The following is a 14,240-nucleotide window of genomic DNA, read 5'->3' on the forward strand; positions in this document are numbered from 1 at the left end:
TGATGCGGTCTCCGTCAAGCCGGACTTGAGCCGACTGCACTCAACCTTGTACCCGGCTCAACGTGCGACCCGGGCGTCTTGTTCCCGGGCTACCGGCAGACCGTGCCCGGAGCGGGTGTGAGCCCGCTCACCAGGTACTTCACCTCTTCGGTGCGCACGCAGGCCGAGTTGAGCAGCCCGGTGTGCCCGTACCCGGCGTCGACCAGCAACGTCGAGTTCTCGATGTTCCGCGCGAGCCCCTTCGCCCACACCAGCGGCGTCGCCGGATCGTGTTCGCCGCCGACCACGAGGATCGGCGCCGCGCCCTTCACCTTCTGCGGTCGAGGGAGGTACGACGGCGGCACGGGCCAGCCCGCGCAGCCGCTCGCCATGTCCCAGAACTCCGAATACCGCCAGCTGTGCGGCGCGAGGGTCTTCACCAGGCCCTGCATCACCCGCATGTCGGCGTAGGAGGTGAACGGCGAGCCGAAGTCGTGGCAGCCGATCGAGCGATACGCGCCGTAGGACGGGTCCAGCTGCGAGTACGGCAGCAGCCCGTCCGCGTTCCCCGCCGTCGCGTCGGCGATCCCCTTCGCGATCTCCGGCCAGAACAGGGGAAGGATGAGCGAGCCGTAGAGCCCGGACGCCATCTCCTCGGCGGTCACGTTCCGGCCGAGCTGTTTCGACGGAACGCCGCCGGGCTTGGCCATCAGCGCGTCGTAGGTGGCGAGGACGTCCTTGCCGCGAAGCACGCAGTCCGCCGACGTCGTGCACCATTTCGCGAAATCCTTGAGCGCGCTTTCGGTCGCGATGGCCTCGTCGAGCACGGCCTGCCGTGTCGGCCGCGAATGGTCGACGGCGCCGTCGAGCACCATCACCCGGACGCGCTTCGGGTACTTCTCCGCGTACACGGCGCCGAGTTCGGAACCGTAGGAGACGCCGAGCCAGTTGACCTTCTGCTCGCCCAACGCGACCCGGATCGCTTCGACGTCGTCCGCGGCGTGCCAAGTGTCCACAGAGGACAACTCCGGTCCGGTCCTCTTGAGACATTCCGCGCCCGAGGAACGGTTGTGCGCGATGAGCTTGTCGTAGTCCGCGCGGCTCTTCGGGAACCGGCTGATCGCGGGATCGTGCAGCTCCGGCCCGCAGGTGATCGCGGGCCTGCTGTCGCCGACGCCGCGCGGGTCGAACCCGATGACGTCGAAACGCTGCCGCACTTCGGCCATTTCCGGTTTGTCCAGCGCGAATCCGCGGCCGCCGTACTTGAGCACGGTGACCCCGGCGCCGCCGGGCCCGCCCGGATTCGTCAGCAGTGAGCCGACACGGCGCGCGGGATCGGTCGCGGGCAGTTTCGCGAGCGCGATCGACACGGTCCCGCTCACCTGGAGGTTCGCGCATTCCAGCGTCGGCGCGTACTCGGTCGCGCAGGGTTTCCAGTCGAGCCGGGGCGCGGCGGAGGCGGGCAGCGCGGAAAGCGGCAGGAGGGCCAGCGCGGTGACGATCGCGAGAGCCTTCATGCGGGCTTCACCGTGACCGAGCCGGTGCCGGAGCTGAGGTCCAGGACGTTCGCCGACGCCTGGTCCTGGCGCACCCCGGCGGTCTCGACCGAGCCGACCTCCGACTTCGCGCGGACCTGATACGCGCCGTCCGGCACGGAGACGACGACCTTGCCGACGTTGGCTTTCGCGGTCACGGCGCCGGGTTTCGCGAGACCGACCTCGATGTCGCCGGTGCCGGTGGTCAGCCGCACCGGGCCCGACGAGGTCTCGACCTTCAGATCCCCGACGTCGCCGTGCAGATCGACCGAGGCCACGCGGGTGAGGGAGATCTTGCCGGTGCCGATGCCGCCGGTGATCGCGAGCTCGCGCGGGACCACGACCTCGTAGTCCACGCCGCACTGGCTGCATCCGCCGAGGACCAGCGTGCCGTTCTCGACGCTGTGCGTCTTGCCGGGATTCTTCCCGGTGTAAGTCACTTCGCGGCGCAGCGAGACCGGCGCGCCGTCCTCGACGCGGAGCGTGAGCCCGCCAACCGGGACGTCCACCCGGATCGCGGTGATCTGCTCGGTGACGGGCGTGCCGTCGCTCAGCGTCTCGCGGCTTTCGGCCGTGCAGCCGACGATGCCGAAGGCCGTCAGCGCGCCCAGAGCGACCGCGCCCAGGACGCGCTTCTCCTTGTTCCCCATGAGAAAGATTTCCCCCGATAAGTCCGTCAGGCCGCTTTGACCTTGACGCTTCCGCTGTCGGTGTTGAGATCGAGCTTGTGCTGGGCCGAACCGGACTGGTTGACGCCGATGTCGCGGTGGCCGCTGTCGGTGGTGCCGGTGACGTCGTAGTCGCCGGCGGGAACGGTGACCTCGATCGAGCCGCTGTCGCTCTTGGCCGTGACGTTCGCGGCCTTGACCAGTTCGAGGTCGATGCGGCCGCTGTCGGCGCGCGCCTCGACGTTCCCGCCGAGCCGCTCGCCCGTGATCGCGCCGGAACCCGCGTGGACGTCGACGTCCTGCCCGATGTTCTTCAGCTCGACGCGGCCGGAGTCGGCCTTGACCTTCACCGTGCCCGGCACGTCGTTCACGTCGACCCGGCCGGAGTCGACCGTGATGTCCACAGTGGGCACCCCCGCGATCTCCACCGCGCCGGAGTCGACCTTGCCCGAGACCGGGATCCCCGCCGGGACGGTCACGTCGTAGGCGACCTCGCAGCCGGCCCCGCAGCCGGCGAGGACCAGGGTGTCGCCCTCCACGCGGTACGCGTCGCCCGGCTTGTTCCAGCGGTACTCGAACTTCTGCTGGACCTTCGCCGGGCCGCTGCCCGTGCGGATCTTGACGGCGCCGTCTTCGTTGTCGACGCGAACGTTCTTGATCTGCTGGGTGAGCTCGGCGGTCGCCTCCGCGTCGGACGGCCACCACCAGCCGAGACCGGTGAGCACACCGACGCCGATCAACGCGATGCCTCCGAGTGCGAGGAGTGGGCGCGCCATGGTCTTGAGTCCCTCCAGAGCAGGTTTCGTGTAGCTCGACGCTAAGGGCAGCGCGGCGGGTTGGACATAGGGGTAACCCCCGGATTCGTCCCTGAACCCGCACCGGGGTCCTCGGGGTCATAACCTGGCTCCGTCATCTGTTCCACGATCAGGAGGACGCATGCCGCAGGCACCCGATCCGTACGACTTCCTGCCCGATCTGCCTGCCTTCAGCTTGAGCAGCATCGACATCGAAGAAGGCGGCTTCCTGCCGACACCCCAGCTTTCCGGGATCTTCGGCGCGGGCGGCGAAGATCGCTCGCCGCAGCTGTCCTGGGAGGGCTTCCCCGAGGGCACCAAGAGCTTCGCCGTGACCTGCTACGACCCCGACGCCCCGACGGCGAGCGGGTTCTGGCACTGGGCGGTGTTCGACATCCCCGTTTCGGTGACCGCGCTGGCCGCCAACGCGGGCGACGAAGCGGGCTCCGGTCTGCCGAAGGGCGCTGTGACCCTGAAGGGTGACGGTGGCGTGAAGCAGTTCCTCGGTGCCGCCCCGCCGCCCGGACACGGGCCGCACCGGTACATCTTCGCGGTGCACGCCGTGGACGTCGAAAAGCTGGACGTCGGCGAGGACGCTACGCCCGCGCTGCTGGGCTTCAACCTCTTCAGCCACGCCATCGGCCGGGCGACGCTGACGGCCCTGCACGAGAACAAGGGCTGAGGGTTCTTTCCGCGCGCGTGCCGTGAATGCCTCCTTTCCTACTCTCAAGGTAGGGAAGGAGGCCTTCACGGACTTGACCGACACCGGCGAGCCGGAGATCCTCAGCCGGCGCAGGGGCGTCGTGAGTGATCCGGGCCGTCGTTGAGGGATAGGCATAGGCGTCTTGTTGTCTGGGTCGCCCCGCGTGCAGGTCTCCGGTGTCGCGAAAGCCACTTTGGGGACGTCTGATGTCCCGAAAGTGGCTTTCGCGGCACGTTGAACCCTCAGCACGCCAGGAGACGCAGGCCGGGGCGGCCTGATGAGGGCAACGTTGCGAAAGCCAGCACACCGGCGAGCGAACATGACACCCCTACCGACACCGGCGAGCCGGATCACTCACGACATCCGGCGGCCGGAAGCCCCTCAGCCGGAGCACAGACGGGCGCTCAAGCCTGCCCGTTCGCCCGACTCCGCTCCATGTACTGCCCCTCGGGCGGGTCCCCGAAGCCGAACTGCCGGTACAGCCCGTGCGCGTCCGCGGTGTGCAGCATCCACCGGAACTCCGCGCCCGGCCCGTTGTCGATCATCTCCCGCACCAGTTCCTTGCCGAGCCCCGCGCCGCGCGCGTCGTCGACGACGAAGACGTCCGCGAGGTACGCGCTGCCGATGGTGTCGGAAAACGCCCGCGCGAAGCCGACCAGACGTCCGCTCGAAGTCTCATACGCGCCCACGACGCGCCAAGCGTTCCTGAAGACCTTCTCGACCAGTTCGCGGTCTCGCCACTTGCCCCAGTAGACGTCGGTGGACAGGCACTTCCACACCACGTCGAGGTCCACCCGTGCCGGGTCGTCATCCACTTCGTATGCGCCGACAGTCCTCATGATCCGAACGCTACCCAGCAGGTCAACGAGGTTTCAGCAGGTAGTCCACCACGGGCCGCAGCTCGTCGGCGGACGGCGGTTCGTCGTCGATGAGGCCTTGGATCAGGAGTCCGTCGATCCCGGCGAGGAACACCCGGAACGCGACCTCGTCGTCGTGCCGGACCATCGAGGTCAGCACGTCCAGCCAGCGCCGCGCGGCGGGCCGCAGCTCGGGTTTGCGCGCGGCCAGCAGGTACAGCTCGTACTCCGCCATCGTCCGCCCGCGCCGCGGGCCCAGCGCCTCCGCGAGCAGCCCGGCGACCTCTTCCGCGCCGCGGCTGCCGCGCGACCGGGCGCGGTCGATCATCCAGTACACCTCGGTCGCCATGTCCCGCGCGCACGAGATGAGGGTCGCGATCAGCAGGTCGTCGAGGCTGGAGAAGTGATAGGTCGTCGACGCCGTCGGCACGCCCGCCTCGGTGGCGACCGTCCGATGGGTGACACCGGCGACGCCGTCCCGCTCGATCACCCGCAGCGCGGCCGCGATGATCTCCTCGCGCCGCTTCTCACCCCTGGCCTTCCGGCCGTCGACCTGGATCTTCACTTAGTGCGCGCTCCCTGCCTCGATCAGCACGACCCCGCCGACGACCAGGACCAGCCCGGCGATCACGGGGAGGTTGACCGGCTCTTTGAAGAACACCATGCCGACGGCCGCCACCAGCGCGACGCCGGCCGCGGCCCAGATCGCGTAGGCGACGCTCACCGGCAGGCCCGCCTTCAGAACGTACGCGAGCGCGACGAACGCGAAGGCGTATCCGACCACGACGACGATCGACGGTCCCACCTTGGAGAACCCCTCGGAAAGTTTCAACGAGACCGTGGCGGTCACCTCGGCGGCGATGGCAAAAGCGAGGAGAAGGTACGCACCCATGGCACAAAAACTACCTGGACGATCGTCTTAAAACAAAGAGAGGCGTACACCACATCGGTGGGACTTGGGCGCGGTCAGTGGGTTACCCATCAGTAAGAAGCATTAGTCTGCCCGAACCACCACACGCTTCACTCGGACGAAAGGCACCCGACGATGGGCGCTGTACAGCTGACGCTCGGCGGGATCGCGGTCCTGCTCGGCGTCGTCGCCTGGGGAATGTTCTTCGCGACCATCGCCCGCTTCGTGCGGGTGATCCGCCTCGGTCAGCCGGACTCGACCCGCAACGGCCCGTTCGTGCCGCGCATGAAGACCCTGATCAAGGAATTCGCCGCGCACACCCGGATGAACAAGGTCAAGAGCGTCGGCCCGGCGCACTGGCTGGTCATGTGGGGCTTCCTGCTCGGGTCGCTCGCCCTGTTCGAGGCGTACGGAGAGGTCTTCGTCCCGACGTGGGGCTGGCCGATCCTCGACGACTGGTCGCTGTTCCAGCTGCTCATGGAGCTGCTCGGGGTCGGCACCATCGTCGGCATCCTGATCCTGATGGGGATCCGCCAGAAGAACCACCCGCGCCGCGCGGACCGGCAGTCCCGCTTCCAGGGCTCCAACTTCAAGTGGGCGTACTTCATCGAGGCCGTCGTGCTCATCGAGGGCATCGGCATCATCGGCGTCCGCGCCGCGAAGTCCGCGCTGGGCGTCCACGACACCCCGGTCTGGGCCGCGTTCGTCTCGCATCCGCTCGGCCTGCTGCTGCCGTCCAGCCCGAACCTGGTCACGGTGTTCGCCTTCGTCAAGCTGATGAGCGCCACGATCTGGCTGATCGTCGTCGCGCGCACGATGACCATGGGCATCGCCTGGCACCGGTTCAGCGCCTTCTTCAACATCTACTTCAAGCGCGAGGCCGACGGCGGCGTCGCGCTGGGCGCGCTCAAGCCGATGATGAGCAACGGCAAGGTGCTCGACCTCGAAGAGGCGGACCCGGACGAGGACACCTTCGGCGTCGGCAAGGTCGAAGACTTCAGCTGGAAGGGCTGGCTGGACTTCTCCACCTGCACCGAATGCGGCCGCTGCCAGTCGCAGTGCCCCGCGTGGAACACCGGCAAGCCGCTTTCGCCGAAGCTGCTCATCACGCAGCTTCGCGACCACGCCTACGCGAAGGCGCCGTACCTGCTCGCGGGCGGCAAGCGCGACATGGCGGGCGACGAAGTCGGCTTGTCCGGCGACAACATGTACGCGGGTATCGACGTCCTCGCGATCGCGGAGTCGCAGAAGGCGCTCGTCGGCGACGACGGCGGCATCATCGACCCCGACGTGCTGTGGTCCTGCACCTCCTGCGGCGCCTGCGTCGAGCAGTGCCCGGTGGACATCGAGCACGTCGACCACATCGTCGACATGCGCCGCTACCAGGTGATGATCGAGTCCGCGTTCCCCAGCGAGCTCAACGGGATGTTCAAGAACCTGGAGAACAAGGGCAACCCGTGGGGCCAGAACGCCAAGGACCGGCTCGCCTGGACCGAGGACCTGGACTTCGAGGTGCCGGTGTTCGACGGCGACCTCGGCGACACCGAGTACCTCTTCTGGGTCGGCTGCGCCGGCGCGTTCGAGGACCGCGCGAAGAAGACCACGCGCGCCGTCGCGGAACTGCTGCACATCGCGGGCGTGAAGTACACCGTGCTCGGCTCGGAGGAGTCCTGCACCGGTGACCCGGCCCGCCGCGCGGGCAACGAGTTCCTGTTCCAGATGCTGGCGCAGCAGAACGTCGAGATCCTGAACTCGGTGTTCGAGGGCCGCGAACGCAAGGCGCGCAAGGTGGTCGTCACCTGTGCCCACTGCTTCAACACCCTCGCGAACGAGTACCCGGAACTGGGCGGCCAGTTCGACGTCGTGCACCACACGCAGCTGCTCAACCGCCTGGTGCGGGAGAAGCACCTGACCCCGGTGGCCCCGGTCGCCGAGGACGTCACCTACCACGACCCGTGCTACCTGGGCCGCCACAACAAGGTCTACGACGCTCCGCGTGAGCTCGTCGGCGCGACCGGCGCGACGTTGCGGGAGATGCCGCGGCACGGCGACCGCTCGATGTGCTGTGGCGCCGGCGGCGCGCGGATGTGGATGGAAGAGAAGATCGGCAAGCGGATCAACGTCGAGCGCGTGGACGAGGCGCTCGGCACCGCGCCGTCGAAGATCGCGACCGGCTGCCCGTTCTGCAAGGTGATGCTCAACGACGGCCTCACCGCGCGCCAGAGCGACGGGCAGGCGAGCGAGAAGGTCGAGATCGTCGACGTCGCGCAGCTGCTGCTGAACGCCGTCAAGCGCAAGCCGGAACCGCAGCTGGTCCCGGCGGGAGCGCCGTCCTTGGACGCCGTCTCGGATGCTGAACTCGACGGGAAGGCCGACGCGCCCGCCGACGAATCGGACACCGGGACGCCGGTTCCGGAGGAAGACAAGTAGAACGTCGAGGTCGGAGGGAACATTCTCTCGCACATAATGCGAGGGAATGTTCCCTCTTGTTTTATCCCTGACGCGATTATTCCGTTCCCATTACCCGTTCGGCGGTACACCGTGGCGATAGGCTGCAGCGGATCCGAGAAAAAGGGGCGAGGAAAATCAATGGGCAATCGTCACGAACTCCGTCCGGGCAAGGGACACCGCCTCGCGATGCCGGGATCGTCGACACTCCGCCCGCCCGCCCGTCTGCCCTCCGCCGCGGCACTCGCCAGGATGGCCCAGGAAGCGACCATCCCCAGCATCCCGGCCGCCCGGCGGCCGCCGCGCCGGGAAGCGCAACGCACGCGCGTCCGCCCGTACGTCCGCACGGGCGGCCGTACGCAGTCCAAGCGGAACTTCGCCATCGAAGCGATGATCTCGGTCCGGAACGACGCTCCCTGGACCGCGCCGGGGTTCAGTGTCGAATTCCATTCGGTCCGATCACTGTGCCGCCGTCCGACTTCCGTCGCGGAAGTGGCGGCGTCACTAAGCGTTCCACTCGGCGTCGCAAAGGTCCTTTTGGGTGATATGGCCGAGCTCGGTCTGGTCACCGTTCATGAAACGCAGGCTGAATTCGACGGTCATCCGGCACTCGCCTTGATGGAACGCGTGCTGCAGGGTTTGCGTCGCCTGTGAGATCGGCGAACTCGCACTACGCTACGCGAGGTGAGTGAAGAATCCGGTGGTGAAAGCACCCTGACCGTGGTGCTGGCGGGCGGGGTCAACCTCGCCATCGCCGTGCTGAAACTGATCGCCGGGATCATCACCGGCTCCGGCGCGATGCTTTCGGAAGCCGCGCACTCGGTGGCCGACACGATCACCGAGGTCCTCCTGCTGACGGCGTTGAAACGCTCGGACCGGCCCGCCGACCGCGTGCATCCCTTCGGCTACGGCAAGGAGCGGTACTTCTGGTCGCTGCTCGCGGCGGTGTCGATCTTCGCCTCCGGCGCGATGTTCGCGCTCTACGAGGGTTTCTCGACGGTGTTCGGCGAGGGGACCGAGCAGACCGATCCGATCGTCGGCTACGTCGTCCTCGGGATCGCCTTCGTCCTCGAGTCCGTCTCGTGGTTCCAGGCCGTGCGGCAGGTGCGGCGCGACGCCGCCGACGCGGGCCAGAAGGTGTCGCTCTACCTGCGGCTGATCGACGACCCGGCGCCGAAGACCGTCCTGTTCGAGGATTCGGCCGCGCTGATCGGCCTGCTGCTCGCGTTCGCCGGGATCGGCCTGCACCAGCTCACCGGCTCGCACGTCTGGGACGGCGCGGCGTCGATCGCGATCGGGGTGCTGCTGGCACTGGTCGCCTACGTGCTCGGACGCACCAACCGCGGTCTGCTGATCGGCAGGCAGGCGGATCCGAGGCTGGTGCGCGGGGTGCGGGACCACCTGATGGGCGCGCCCGAGATCGAGGCCGTCGTCGACCTCCAGACCATGCTGATGGGCACCGATCAGGTGCTCGTCTGCGCCCGCGTCGACTTCGACGACGCACTGGGCGCGGCGGACGTCGAACGCGCCTGCGTCCGGATGGCGGCCGAGCTGACGCGGGAGTTCGGCGACGTGACGGAGGTGTTCATCGAACCGGTCCCGCGGACGGATCCCGAGCTGCGCGCGACCGTGCTGGCCCGCTACGGCGACATCGCCGAACGGTGGCAGAAGGGTCAGTAGCCGAAGTTCTGCGTCCAGTACATGCCCTTGGTGTTGACGCCGACGCCGATCTTCTTCAGCTTGCAGTTCAGGATGTTCGCGCGGTGGCCCTCGGAGTTCATCCAGGCGTCCATCACCTTGGCGGCGTTCGACTGCCCCTTCGCGATGTTCTCGGCGCCGGGCTTGTCGTAGCCGGCGGCGCGGATGCGCTGGTCGAACGTCGTGCCTTCCGGCGTGGTGTGGGAGAAGTAGTTGCGGGCCGACATGTCGTCGCTGTGGCCCTGCGCGGCGGCCGCGAGATGCGATTCGTTGGCCACCGGCGAGCAGCCGGCGTCGGCGCGCTCGGAGTTGACGAGCTCGATGACCTGACCGGCGAGCGAGCTGTCCTGGGAGCGCGGCGGGTCCTGGGCCTTGCTCGGAGTGGACTTGGGGGCCTCGGAAGGCTGAGCCGGCGGCTCGGCCGCGGCGGAGGAAGAGCTGGGCGGCGCGGAAGAAGACGTGGGAGCCGCCGAGGACGACGTCGGAGCGGCGGAACCGGGCGTGGAGCTGTCCGGGGCCGGAGTGGACGTCTGACCGAAGTAGGCGGGAGGCTTCGCGAGGGCGTCGCCGGGTCTGCCCTTGGTGTCGGGGACGCTCAGCGACAGGTTGCTCAACGCGGTGCCCTGGAACCGGTCGGTCACCATCAGGTAGCTCGCGCTCGCGATCACCCCGCCCAACAGGACGCTGAGCGTGACCAGCAGTAACCGGCTTCTTGTTCTATTGGGGGACACGGGGCCGAAAACTATCACGAACTGGTTACGGCAATACCCCCGAAAGTAGTAATACCGGTCAGCGGTCGCGTTGAGTGATCACTTCCGTGGACTCATGAGTGATCGCCGTCGCGTCGACCAAGAAGCGGAGAACCGTCTCCAGCTCACCGTCCGTGTACCCCTCGCAGACCTCGCGGACCCGCTTCACCAGGTGATCCCACATCGGCGCGGCGGAGGCCATCATCGCCGCGTCGATCTCGATGAGCACCTTCCGCCGGTCTTCGGGATGCGGCTTCCGCGCGACGATCCGCTTGCCTTCGAGCCTGTCGATGAGCGCGGTGATCGACGCCGGCGCCAGCCCCGAGAGCTGCGAAAGCGCCTTCGGCGTCTGCGGACCGAAGCGGGCGAGGTAGTCGGCCACCTTGCTTTCGACCGCCGAAAGGCCGCTCCGCTCAGCGATGGCCGCGTGGAACATGACCGTCTCCGTCGAGAGCGCCCGCGATCCACCGAGGATCCGCTCGACCAGTTCCGCCCGCTCGCTTGACACGCCAGCCAGCTTAGCGGAGTCTTTAGTTCGACAGAACGAATTAGTTTCTAAGAGATTCGATGGGGTGAACTACATGGCCAAGGCACTGATCGCCGGCGGGGGCATCGCGGGCACGATCACGGCGATCGCGCTGCACGAGACCGGCCACGAGCCGGTGATCCACGAGGCGTACGACCGGACCGCCGAAGGGGTCGGCGCGTTCCTGACCCTCGCGGTGAACGGGCTCGACGCACTGGCGCCGCTGGGCCTGAAAGACCTGGTCAAAGACTTGGGATTCGACACGCCACGGATCAAGATGCACCTGGGGAACGGGCGCGAGCTGGCGGATTTCGCGCTCGGCGGGCAGCTGGAGGACGGCACCGTGAGCCAGACCGTGCTGCGCTCCGACCTGTACGTCGCCCTTCGCGACGAAGCGGTCAGACGCGGCATCGAGGTCCGCTACGGCAAACGTCTGGCCGACGCGCGCGACACCAGCGGCGGCGTGCTCGCGACGTTCGAGGACGGCTCGTCGTCCGAAGGCGACCTGCTGATCGGCGCGGACGGGCTCCGGTCGCGGGTACGGGAGATCATCGATCCGCGGGCGCCGTCACCGCGCTACGTGCCGCTGCTGAACACGGGCGGGCTGGCCGAGGGCCTGCGGCTGGACGACGAACCCGGCGTCATGCACATGACCTTCGGCAAGCGGCTGTTCTTCGCGCACGTCGTCCACCCGGACGGTGGCGTCTGGTGGTTCGCGAACGTGCCCCGCAAGCAGGATCCGTCGCAGGCCGAGCTCGCCGCGATGACCGGCGACGCCTGGCGTGAGCACCTGATCCGGCAGCTGGCGGTGGACCGCACCCCGGCCGTCGAGATCGTGCGCGCGACGCGGGAGGTCTACCGGCCGTGGGCGACTTACGACTTCCCGAGCGTGCCAGCCTGGCGGACGGACCGGATGGTCATCATCGGCGACGCCGCCCACGCGACCTCACCGGCGGCGGGTCAGGGGGCCGCGATGGCCATCGAGGACGCCGTCACGCTGGCGCGATGCCTGCGCGACGTGTCCTCGATCCCGAAGGCGCTCGCCGCCTACGAAGGACTGCGACGCGAGCGCGTCGAGGCCGTCGTCGAACGCGGGAAGCGCAACGGCGACGCGAAGGCGGTCGGACCCGTCGGACGGGTGATCCGGGACTTCTTCATCTCGCGGGCGTTCAAGAACCCGCCCGCGGAGGACCCGAACGCCTTCATGTGGCGGCACCGGATCGACTGGGAAGCCCCGGTGAGCTGACCGGCGTCTCCCCAAGGGCGCTCAGCGCCCGGCGGAGACTTCACTCCCGACATGACGCGGGTACGCCATGTCGCCCCTTCGGCGGGTTTCCGTCAGCGCTCGACAGAAATCACCGCCAGGTGTCGACGCGGTGGAAGTTCTTGTACGCGCGGCTCGGGGTCGGTCCCCGCTGCCCCTGGTAGCGCGAGCCGGCCTCGTTCGAGCCGTACGGGAACTCCGCCGCGCTGGACAGGCGGAAGATGCAGAGCTGGCCGATCTTCATCCCGGGCCAGAGCGTGATCGGCAGGTTGGCCACGTTCGACAGTTCGAGGGTGATGTGGCCGGAGAAGCCGGGGTCGATGAAGCCCGCGGTGGAGTGGGTGAGCAGGCCGAGGCGGCCGAGGGAGGACTTGCCCTCCAGGCGGCCGGCGAGGTCGTCGGCGAGCGTGACGGTCTCGTACGTCGAACCCAGCACGAACTCGCCCGGGTGGAGGACGAAGGGGTCTTCGCCCTCCTTCTCGACCAGTGAGGTCAGCTCGTCCTGCTGGAGCTGCGGGTCGATATGCGTGTACTTGCTGTTGTCGAACACGCGGAAGAAGCGGTCGAGTCGCACGTCGATGCTCGACGGCTGGACCATCGTCGGGTCGAACGGGTCGACGCCGAGACGGCCGGCGTCGAGCTCTTTACGGAGGTCACGGTCGCTGAGGAGCACGTGCTCAGCGTAGTCAAGCGGCCTTCATGTGCCTGCCGTAGGTGGTGTCGGGCCGGAACACCTTGGTGACCTGCCGGAGGTAGTGGCGCCGTCCGGCGGCCCCGATCAGCTCCTGGAGCGCCGTCGCCCCGGGCACCACGCGCCGGACGGTCTCGGCGGCGAAGTTGACCCCCGCCACCGCGACCACGGCCGCCTGCGCGATCGGGTCGTCGGGCAGTTCGAGGAAGTCGGCGTTGGTCTTGCCGAGGAGGAGCCTGCTGATCGCCCCGTGCCCCGCGACCGACACGTGCGCGAGGACCTTGCCGAGCGCGCCGCGGCCCTCGCCGATGCCGGCGTGGGACTTCATGAGCGCCGCCGCGAGCCGTTTGGAGTCGTCGTCGGGGATGAACTCGGTGGTGGCGAGCAGCCACAGCAGCCGCCAGGCGTCCTCTTCGTCGGCGGGCAGGAGCTCCTCGTCGACGCCCATCAGCCAGCCGACGTAACGCCAGAGGTGCAGGATGTCGGCGCGCTCGCGGGGGCTGTAGCGGAGCCCGAGCAGCTGCGTGCCGAAGACGTAGACGAGGGAGAAGAGCAGGAGCGTGCCCGCGGTCTGGACCTGGTTGACCGGCCTGTCCCAAGCGGCGTAATCCCAGTCCTTGCGGCGGTTCATGGCCGCGCGGACGTGAGCGTGCACGATCCGCACCCGCAACGCCGACTCATACCCGCGCCCGCCGAGCACCAGCGCGCCCGGCGTCGTCACGTGGATCCACCACGTCGCTGTCTCGACAAGACGTCGCGACGCCTTGTACTCGATCTCGCCGGTCCCGACGAGCGACTTCGTAGCGCGCGACGCGAGATAGCCGCCCATCAGCGAAACGTCACCGAGCGGGAAAAGGCCGAGCAACCCGGCACGCGTGATCGCCCGCGCCCCGCGGTCGAGGCGGTCCGGATCGACCCAGTACGGCGTCGCCTCGACGTCACGGAAGAACGCTGCGAGCTCCTCCGGCGGATCCTCGACGCTGTCGATGCCTTGCCGCAGCGCCTGTTCGAAGGCTTTGTCGGCGTCGCTGCGCAAGAGCGGCACCAGCACGTCCGCCGCCGGGTCCTCGCGCTGCGCGAACTCCCTCAGCCGGGCCACCTGGCGCTCGTCGCCCCTGATGTCGCCCTCGATGAACAGCCTCGACGCGACCCGGAACCCGCCTTGACGGAACAGCTCGGGGTCAGGAAGCCTCTCGCCCATCCGGATCACCTCCGATATAGACAACAAGTGTTGTCACTTTCGGCGGCGACGTCAAGGTGGGGTGGGTCTTGGCAAGGGGAGATCCGGACCATGTATGCTGGCCGAGCACTGCGGATGTAGTTCAATGGTAGAACATCAGCTTCCCAAGCTGAATACGCGGGTTCGATTCCCGTCATCCGCTCTCACGCGAAAGCCCCAGGTCAGTGGATGTCCACTT

The 14,240-nt window shown here is 68.2% G+C and carries 15 protein-coding genes and 1 tRNA gene; 6 read left to right on the top strand and 10 right to left on the bottom strand.

Going from position 1 to position 14,240, the window contains the following annotated elements; genetic code table 11:
- Window positions 1–89 precede the first annotated feature (89 nt).
- From AB0N89_RS22160 to AB0N89_RS22170, 3 genes are read right to left on the bottom strand one after another with little or no spacing between them, the layout of a single operon-like run.
- Window positions 90–1,496, bottom strand: a complete 1,407-nt coding sequence (locus tag AB0N89_RS22160; RefSeq protein ID WP_364207261.1) for an alpha/beta hydrolase — start codon at window positions 1,494–1,496, stop codon at window positions 90–92.
- Entirely contained in the window at window positions 1,493–2,164 is a 672-nt protein-coding gene (locus AB0N89_RS22165; protein ID WP_364207263.1) for a DUF4097 family beta strand repeat-containing protein, read from the bottom strand. The genes AB0N89_RS22160 and AB0N89_RS22165 overlap by 4 nt, the downstream gene beginning before the upstream one ends.
- 26 nt (window positions 2,165–2,190) lie before the next feature.
- A complete protein-coding gene (locus AB0N89_RS22170) occupies window positions 2,191–2,958 on the bottom strand; it encodes a DUF4097 family beta strand repeat-containing protein (protein WP_364207265.1) in 768 nt (255 codons plus the stop codon).
- Between the two features lie 160 nt (window positions 2,959–3,118).
- Between AB0N89_RS22170 and AB0N89_RS22175 the strand changes: the two genes are divergently transcribed.
- Window positions 3,119–3,658 carry a YbhB/YbcL family Raf kinase inhibitor-like protein gene (locus AB0N89_RS22175; protein WP_364207267.1) on the top strand — a complete coding sequence of 180 codons (540 nt, stop codon included), beginning with the start codon at window positions 3,119–3,121 and terminating at the stop codon, window positions 3,656–3,658.
- 425 nt (window positions 3,659–4,083) lie between these two features.
- On the opposite strand, the gene AB0N89_RS22180 is transcribed toward AB0N89_RS22175, so the two are convergent.
- Genes AB0N89_RS22180 through AB0N89_RS22190 form a run of 3 tightly spaced genes read right to left on the bottom strand, consistent with a single transcriptional unit; the run spans window position 4,084 to window position 5,428 of the window.
- Entirely contained in the window at window positions 4,084–4,518 is a 435-nt protein-coding gene (locus AB0N89_RS22180) for a GNAT family N-acetyltransferase (protein ID WP_364207269.1), read from the bottom strand.
- Between the two features lie 22 nt (window positions 4,519–4,540).
- Window positions 4,541–5,101 (bottom strand): TetR family transcriptional regulator, encoded by a 561-nt coding sequence (locus tag AB0N89_RS22185; protein ID WP_020632424.1) that lies wholly within the window; start codon window positions 5,099–5,101, stop codon window positions 4,541–4,543.
- Complete coding sequence (locus AB0N89_RS22190; RefSeq protein ID WP_364207271.1) at window positions 5,102–5,428, bottom strand: SMR family transporter; 327 nt, start codon at window positions 5,426–5,428, stop codon at window positions 5,102–5,104. It abuts the gene before it with no gap.
- 153 nt (window positions 5,429–5,581) lie between these two features.
- On the opposite strand from AB0N89_RS22190, the gene AB0N89_RS22195 reads away from it, so the two are divergent.
- The 3 genes from AB0N89_RS22195 to AB0N89_RS22205 all read left to right on the top strand — a co-directional run bounded on the left by AB0N89_RS22195 (window position 5,582) and on the right by AB0N89_RS22205 (window position 9,574).
- Window positions 5,582–7,876, top strand: coding sequence for a (Fe-S)-binding protein (locus AB0N89_RS22195; protein WP_364207273.1), 2,295 nt, complete (start codon window positions 5,582–5,584; stop codon window positions 7,874–7,876).
- A gap of 270 nt (window positions 7,877–8,146) precedes the next feature.
- A complete protein-coding gene (locus AB0N89_RS22200; RefSeq protein ID WP_364207275.1) occupies window positions 8,147–8,548 on the top strand; it encodes a DUF742 domain-containing protein in 402 nt (133 codons plus the stop codon).
- Between the two features lie 30 nt (window positions 8,549–8,578).
- On the top strand, window positions 8,579–9,574 hold the full coding sequence (locus AB0N89_RS22205) for a cation diffusion facilitator family transporter (protein ID WP_364207277.1): 996 nt from the start codon (window positions 8,579–8,581) through the stop codon (window positions 9,572–9,574).
- Here AB0N89_RS22205 and AB0N89_RS22210 read toward each other — a convergent pair.
- Together AB0N89_RS22210 and AB0N89_RS22215 are read right to left on the bottom strand one after the other, a co-directional pair.
- Window positions 9,568–10,260 (bottom strand): CAP domain-containing protein, encoded by a 693-nt coding sequence (locus AB0N89_RS22210; protein ID WP_364207420.1) that lies wholly within the window; start codon window positions 10,258–10,260, stop codon window positions 9,568–9,570. The two genes, AB0N89_RS22205 and AB0N89_RS22210, sit on opposite strands and share 7 nt — an antisense overlap.
- A 121-nt stretch (window positions 10,261–10,381) precedes the next feature.
- Window positions 10,382–10,849, bottom strand: coding sequence for a MarR family transcriptional regulator (locus AB0N89_RS22215; RefSeq protein ID WP_364207279.1), 468 nt, complete (start codon window positions 10,847–10,849; stop codon window positions 10,382–10,384).
- A gap of 73 nt (window positions 10,850–10,922) precedes the next feature.
- On the opposite strand from AB0N89_RS22215, the gene AB0N89_RS22220 reads away from it, so the two are divergent.
- Window positions 10,923–12,113 carry an NAD(P)/FAD-dependent oxidoreductase gene (locus AB0N89_RS22220; RefSeq protein WP_364207281.1) on the top strand — a complete coding sequence of 397 codons (1,191 nt, stop codon included), beginning with the start codon at window positions 10,923–10,925 and terminating at the stop codon, window positions 12,111–12,113.
- A gap of 109 nt (window positions 12,114–12,222) precedes the next feature.
- Here the strand turns inward: AB0N89_RS22220 and dcd are convergent, their stop codons facing one another.
- Both dcd and AB0N89_RS22230 read right to left on the bottom strand, forming a co-directional pair.
- Entirely contained in the window at window positions 12,223–12,804 is a 582-nt protein-coding gene (gene dcd, locus AB0N89_RS22225) for a dCTP deaminase (RefSeq protein WP_016338162.1), read from the bottom strand.
- A 13-nt stretch (window positions 12,805–12,817) separates the two neighbouring features.
- Window positions 12,818–14,023 carry an oxygenase MpaB family protein gene (locus AB0N89_RS22230; RefSeq protein WP_364207283.1) on the bottom strand — a complete coding sequence of 402 codons (1,206 nt, stop codon included), beginning with the start codon at window positions 14,021–14,023 and terminating at the stop codon, window positions 12,818–12,820.
- Window positions 14,024–14,133: 110 nt separating this feature from the next.
- Between AB0N89_RS22230 and AB0N89_RS22235 the strand changes: the two genes are divergently transcribed.
- A tRNA-Gly gene (locus AB0N89_RS22235) sits at window positions 14,134–14,204 on the top strand.
- The last annotated feature ends 36 nt before the right edge of the window (window positions 14,205–14,240 follow it).

Source organism: Amycolatopsis sp. NPDC089917 (assembly GCF_040684635.1).
Classification (GTDB): domain Bacteria; phylum Actinomycetota; class Actinomycetes; order Mycobacteriales; family Pseudonocardiaceae; genus Amycolatopsis.

Bases quoted from the DNA above. Each gene is read 5' to 3' on its own strand.
- AB0N89_RS22170 (WP_364207265.1), bottom strand. From the start codon at position 2,958: ATGGCGCGCCCACTCCTCGCACTCGGAGGCATCGCGTTGATCGGCGTC.
- AB0N89_RS22160 (WP_364207261.1), bottom strand. From the start codon at position 1,496: ATGAAGGCTCTCGCGATCGTCACCGCGCTGGCCCTCCTGCCGCTTTCC.
- AB0N89_RS22190 (WP_364207271.1), bottom strand. From the start codon at position 5,428: ATGGGTGCGTACCTTCTCCTCGCTTTTGCCATCGCCGCCGAGGTGACC.
- AB0N89_RS22165 (WP_364207263.1), bottom strand. From the start codon at position 2,164: ATGGGGAACAAGGAGAAGCGCGTCCTGGGCGCGGTCGCTCTGGGCGCG.
- AB0N89_RS22180 (WP_364207269.1), bottom strand. From the start codon at position 4,518: ATGAGGACTGTCGGCGCATACGAAGTGGATGACGACCCGGCACGGGTG.
- AB0N89_RS22220 (WP_364207281.1), top strand. From the start codon at position 10,923: ATGGCCAAGGCACTGATCGCCGGCGGGGGCATCGCGGGCACGATCACG.
- AB0N89_RS22195 (WP_364207273.1), top strand. From the start codon at position 5,582: ATGGGCGCTGTACAGCTGACGCTCGGCGGGATCGCGGTCCTGCTCGGC.
- AB0N89_RS22230 (WP_364207283.1), bottom strand. From the start codon at position 14,023: ATGGGCGAGAGGCTTCCTGACCCCGAGCTGTTCCGTCAAGGCGGGTTC.
- AB0N89_RS22200 (WP_364207275.1), top strand. From the start codon at position 8,147: ATGGCCCAGGAAGCGACCATCCCCAGCATCCCGGCCGCCCGGCGGCCG.
- AB0N89_RS22175 (WP_364207267.1), top strand. From the start codon at position 3,119: ATGCCGCAGGCACCCGATCCGTACGACTTCCTGCCCGATCTGCCTGCC.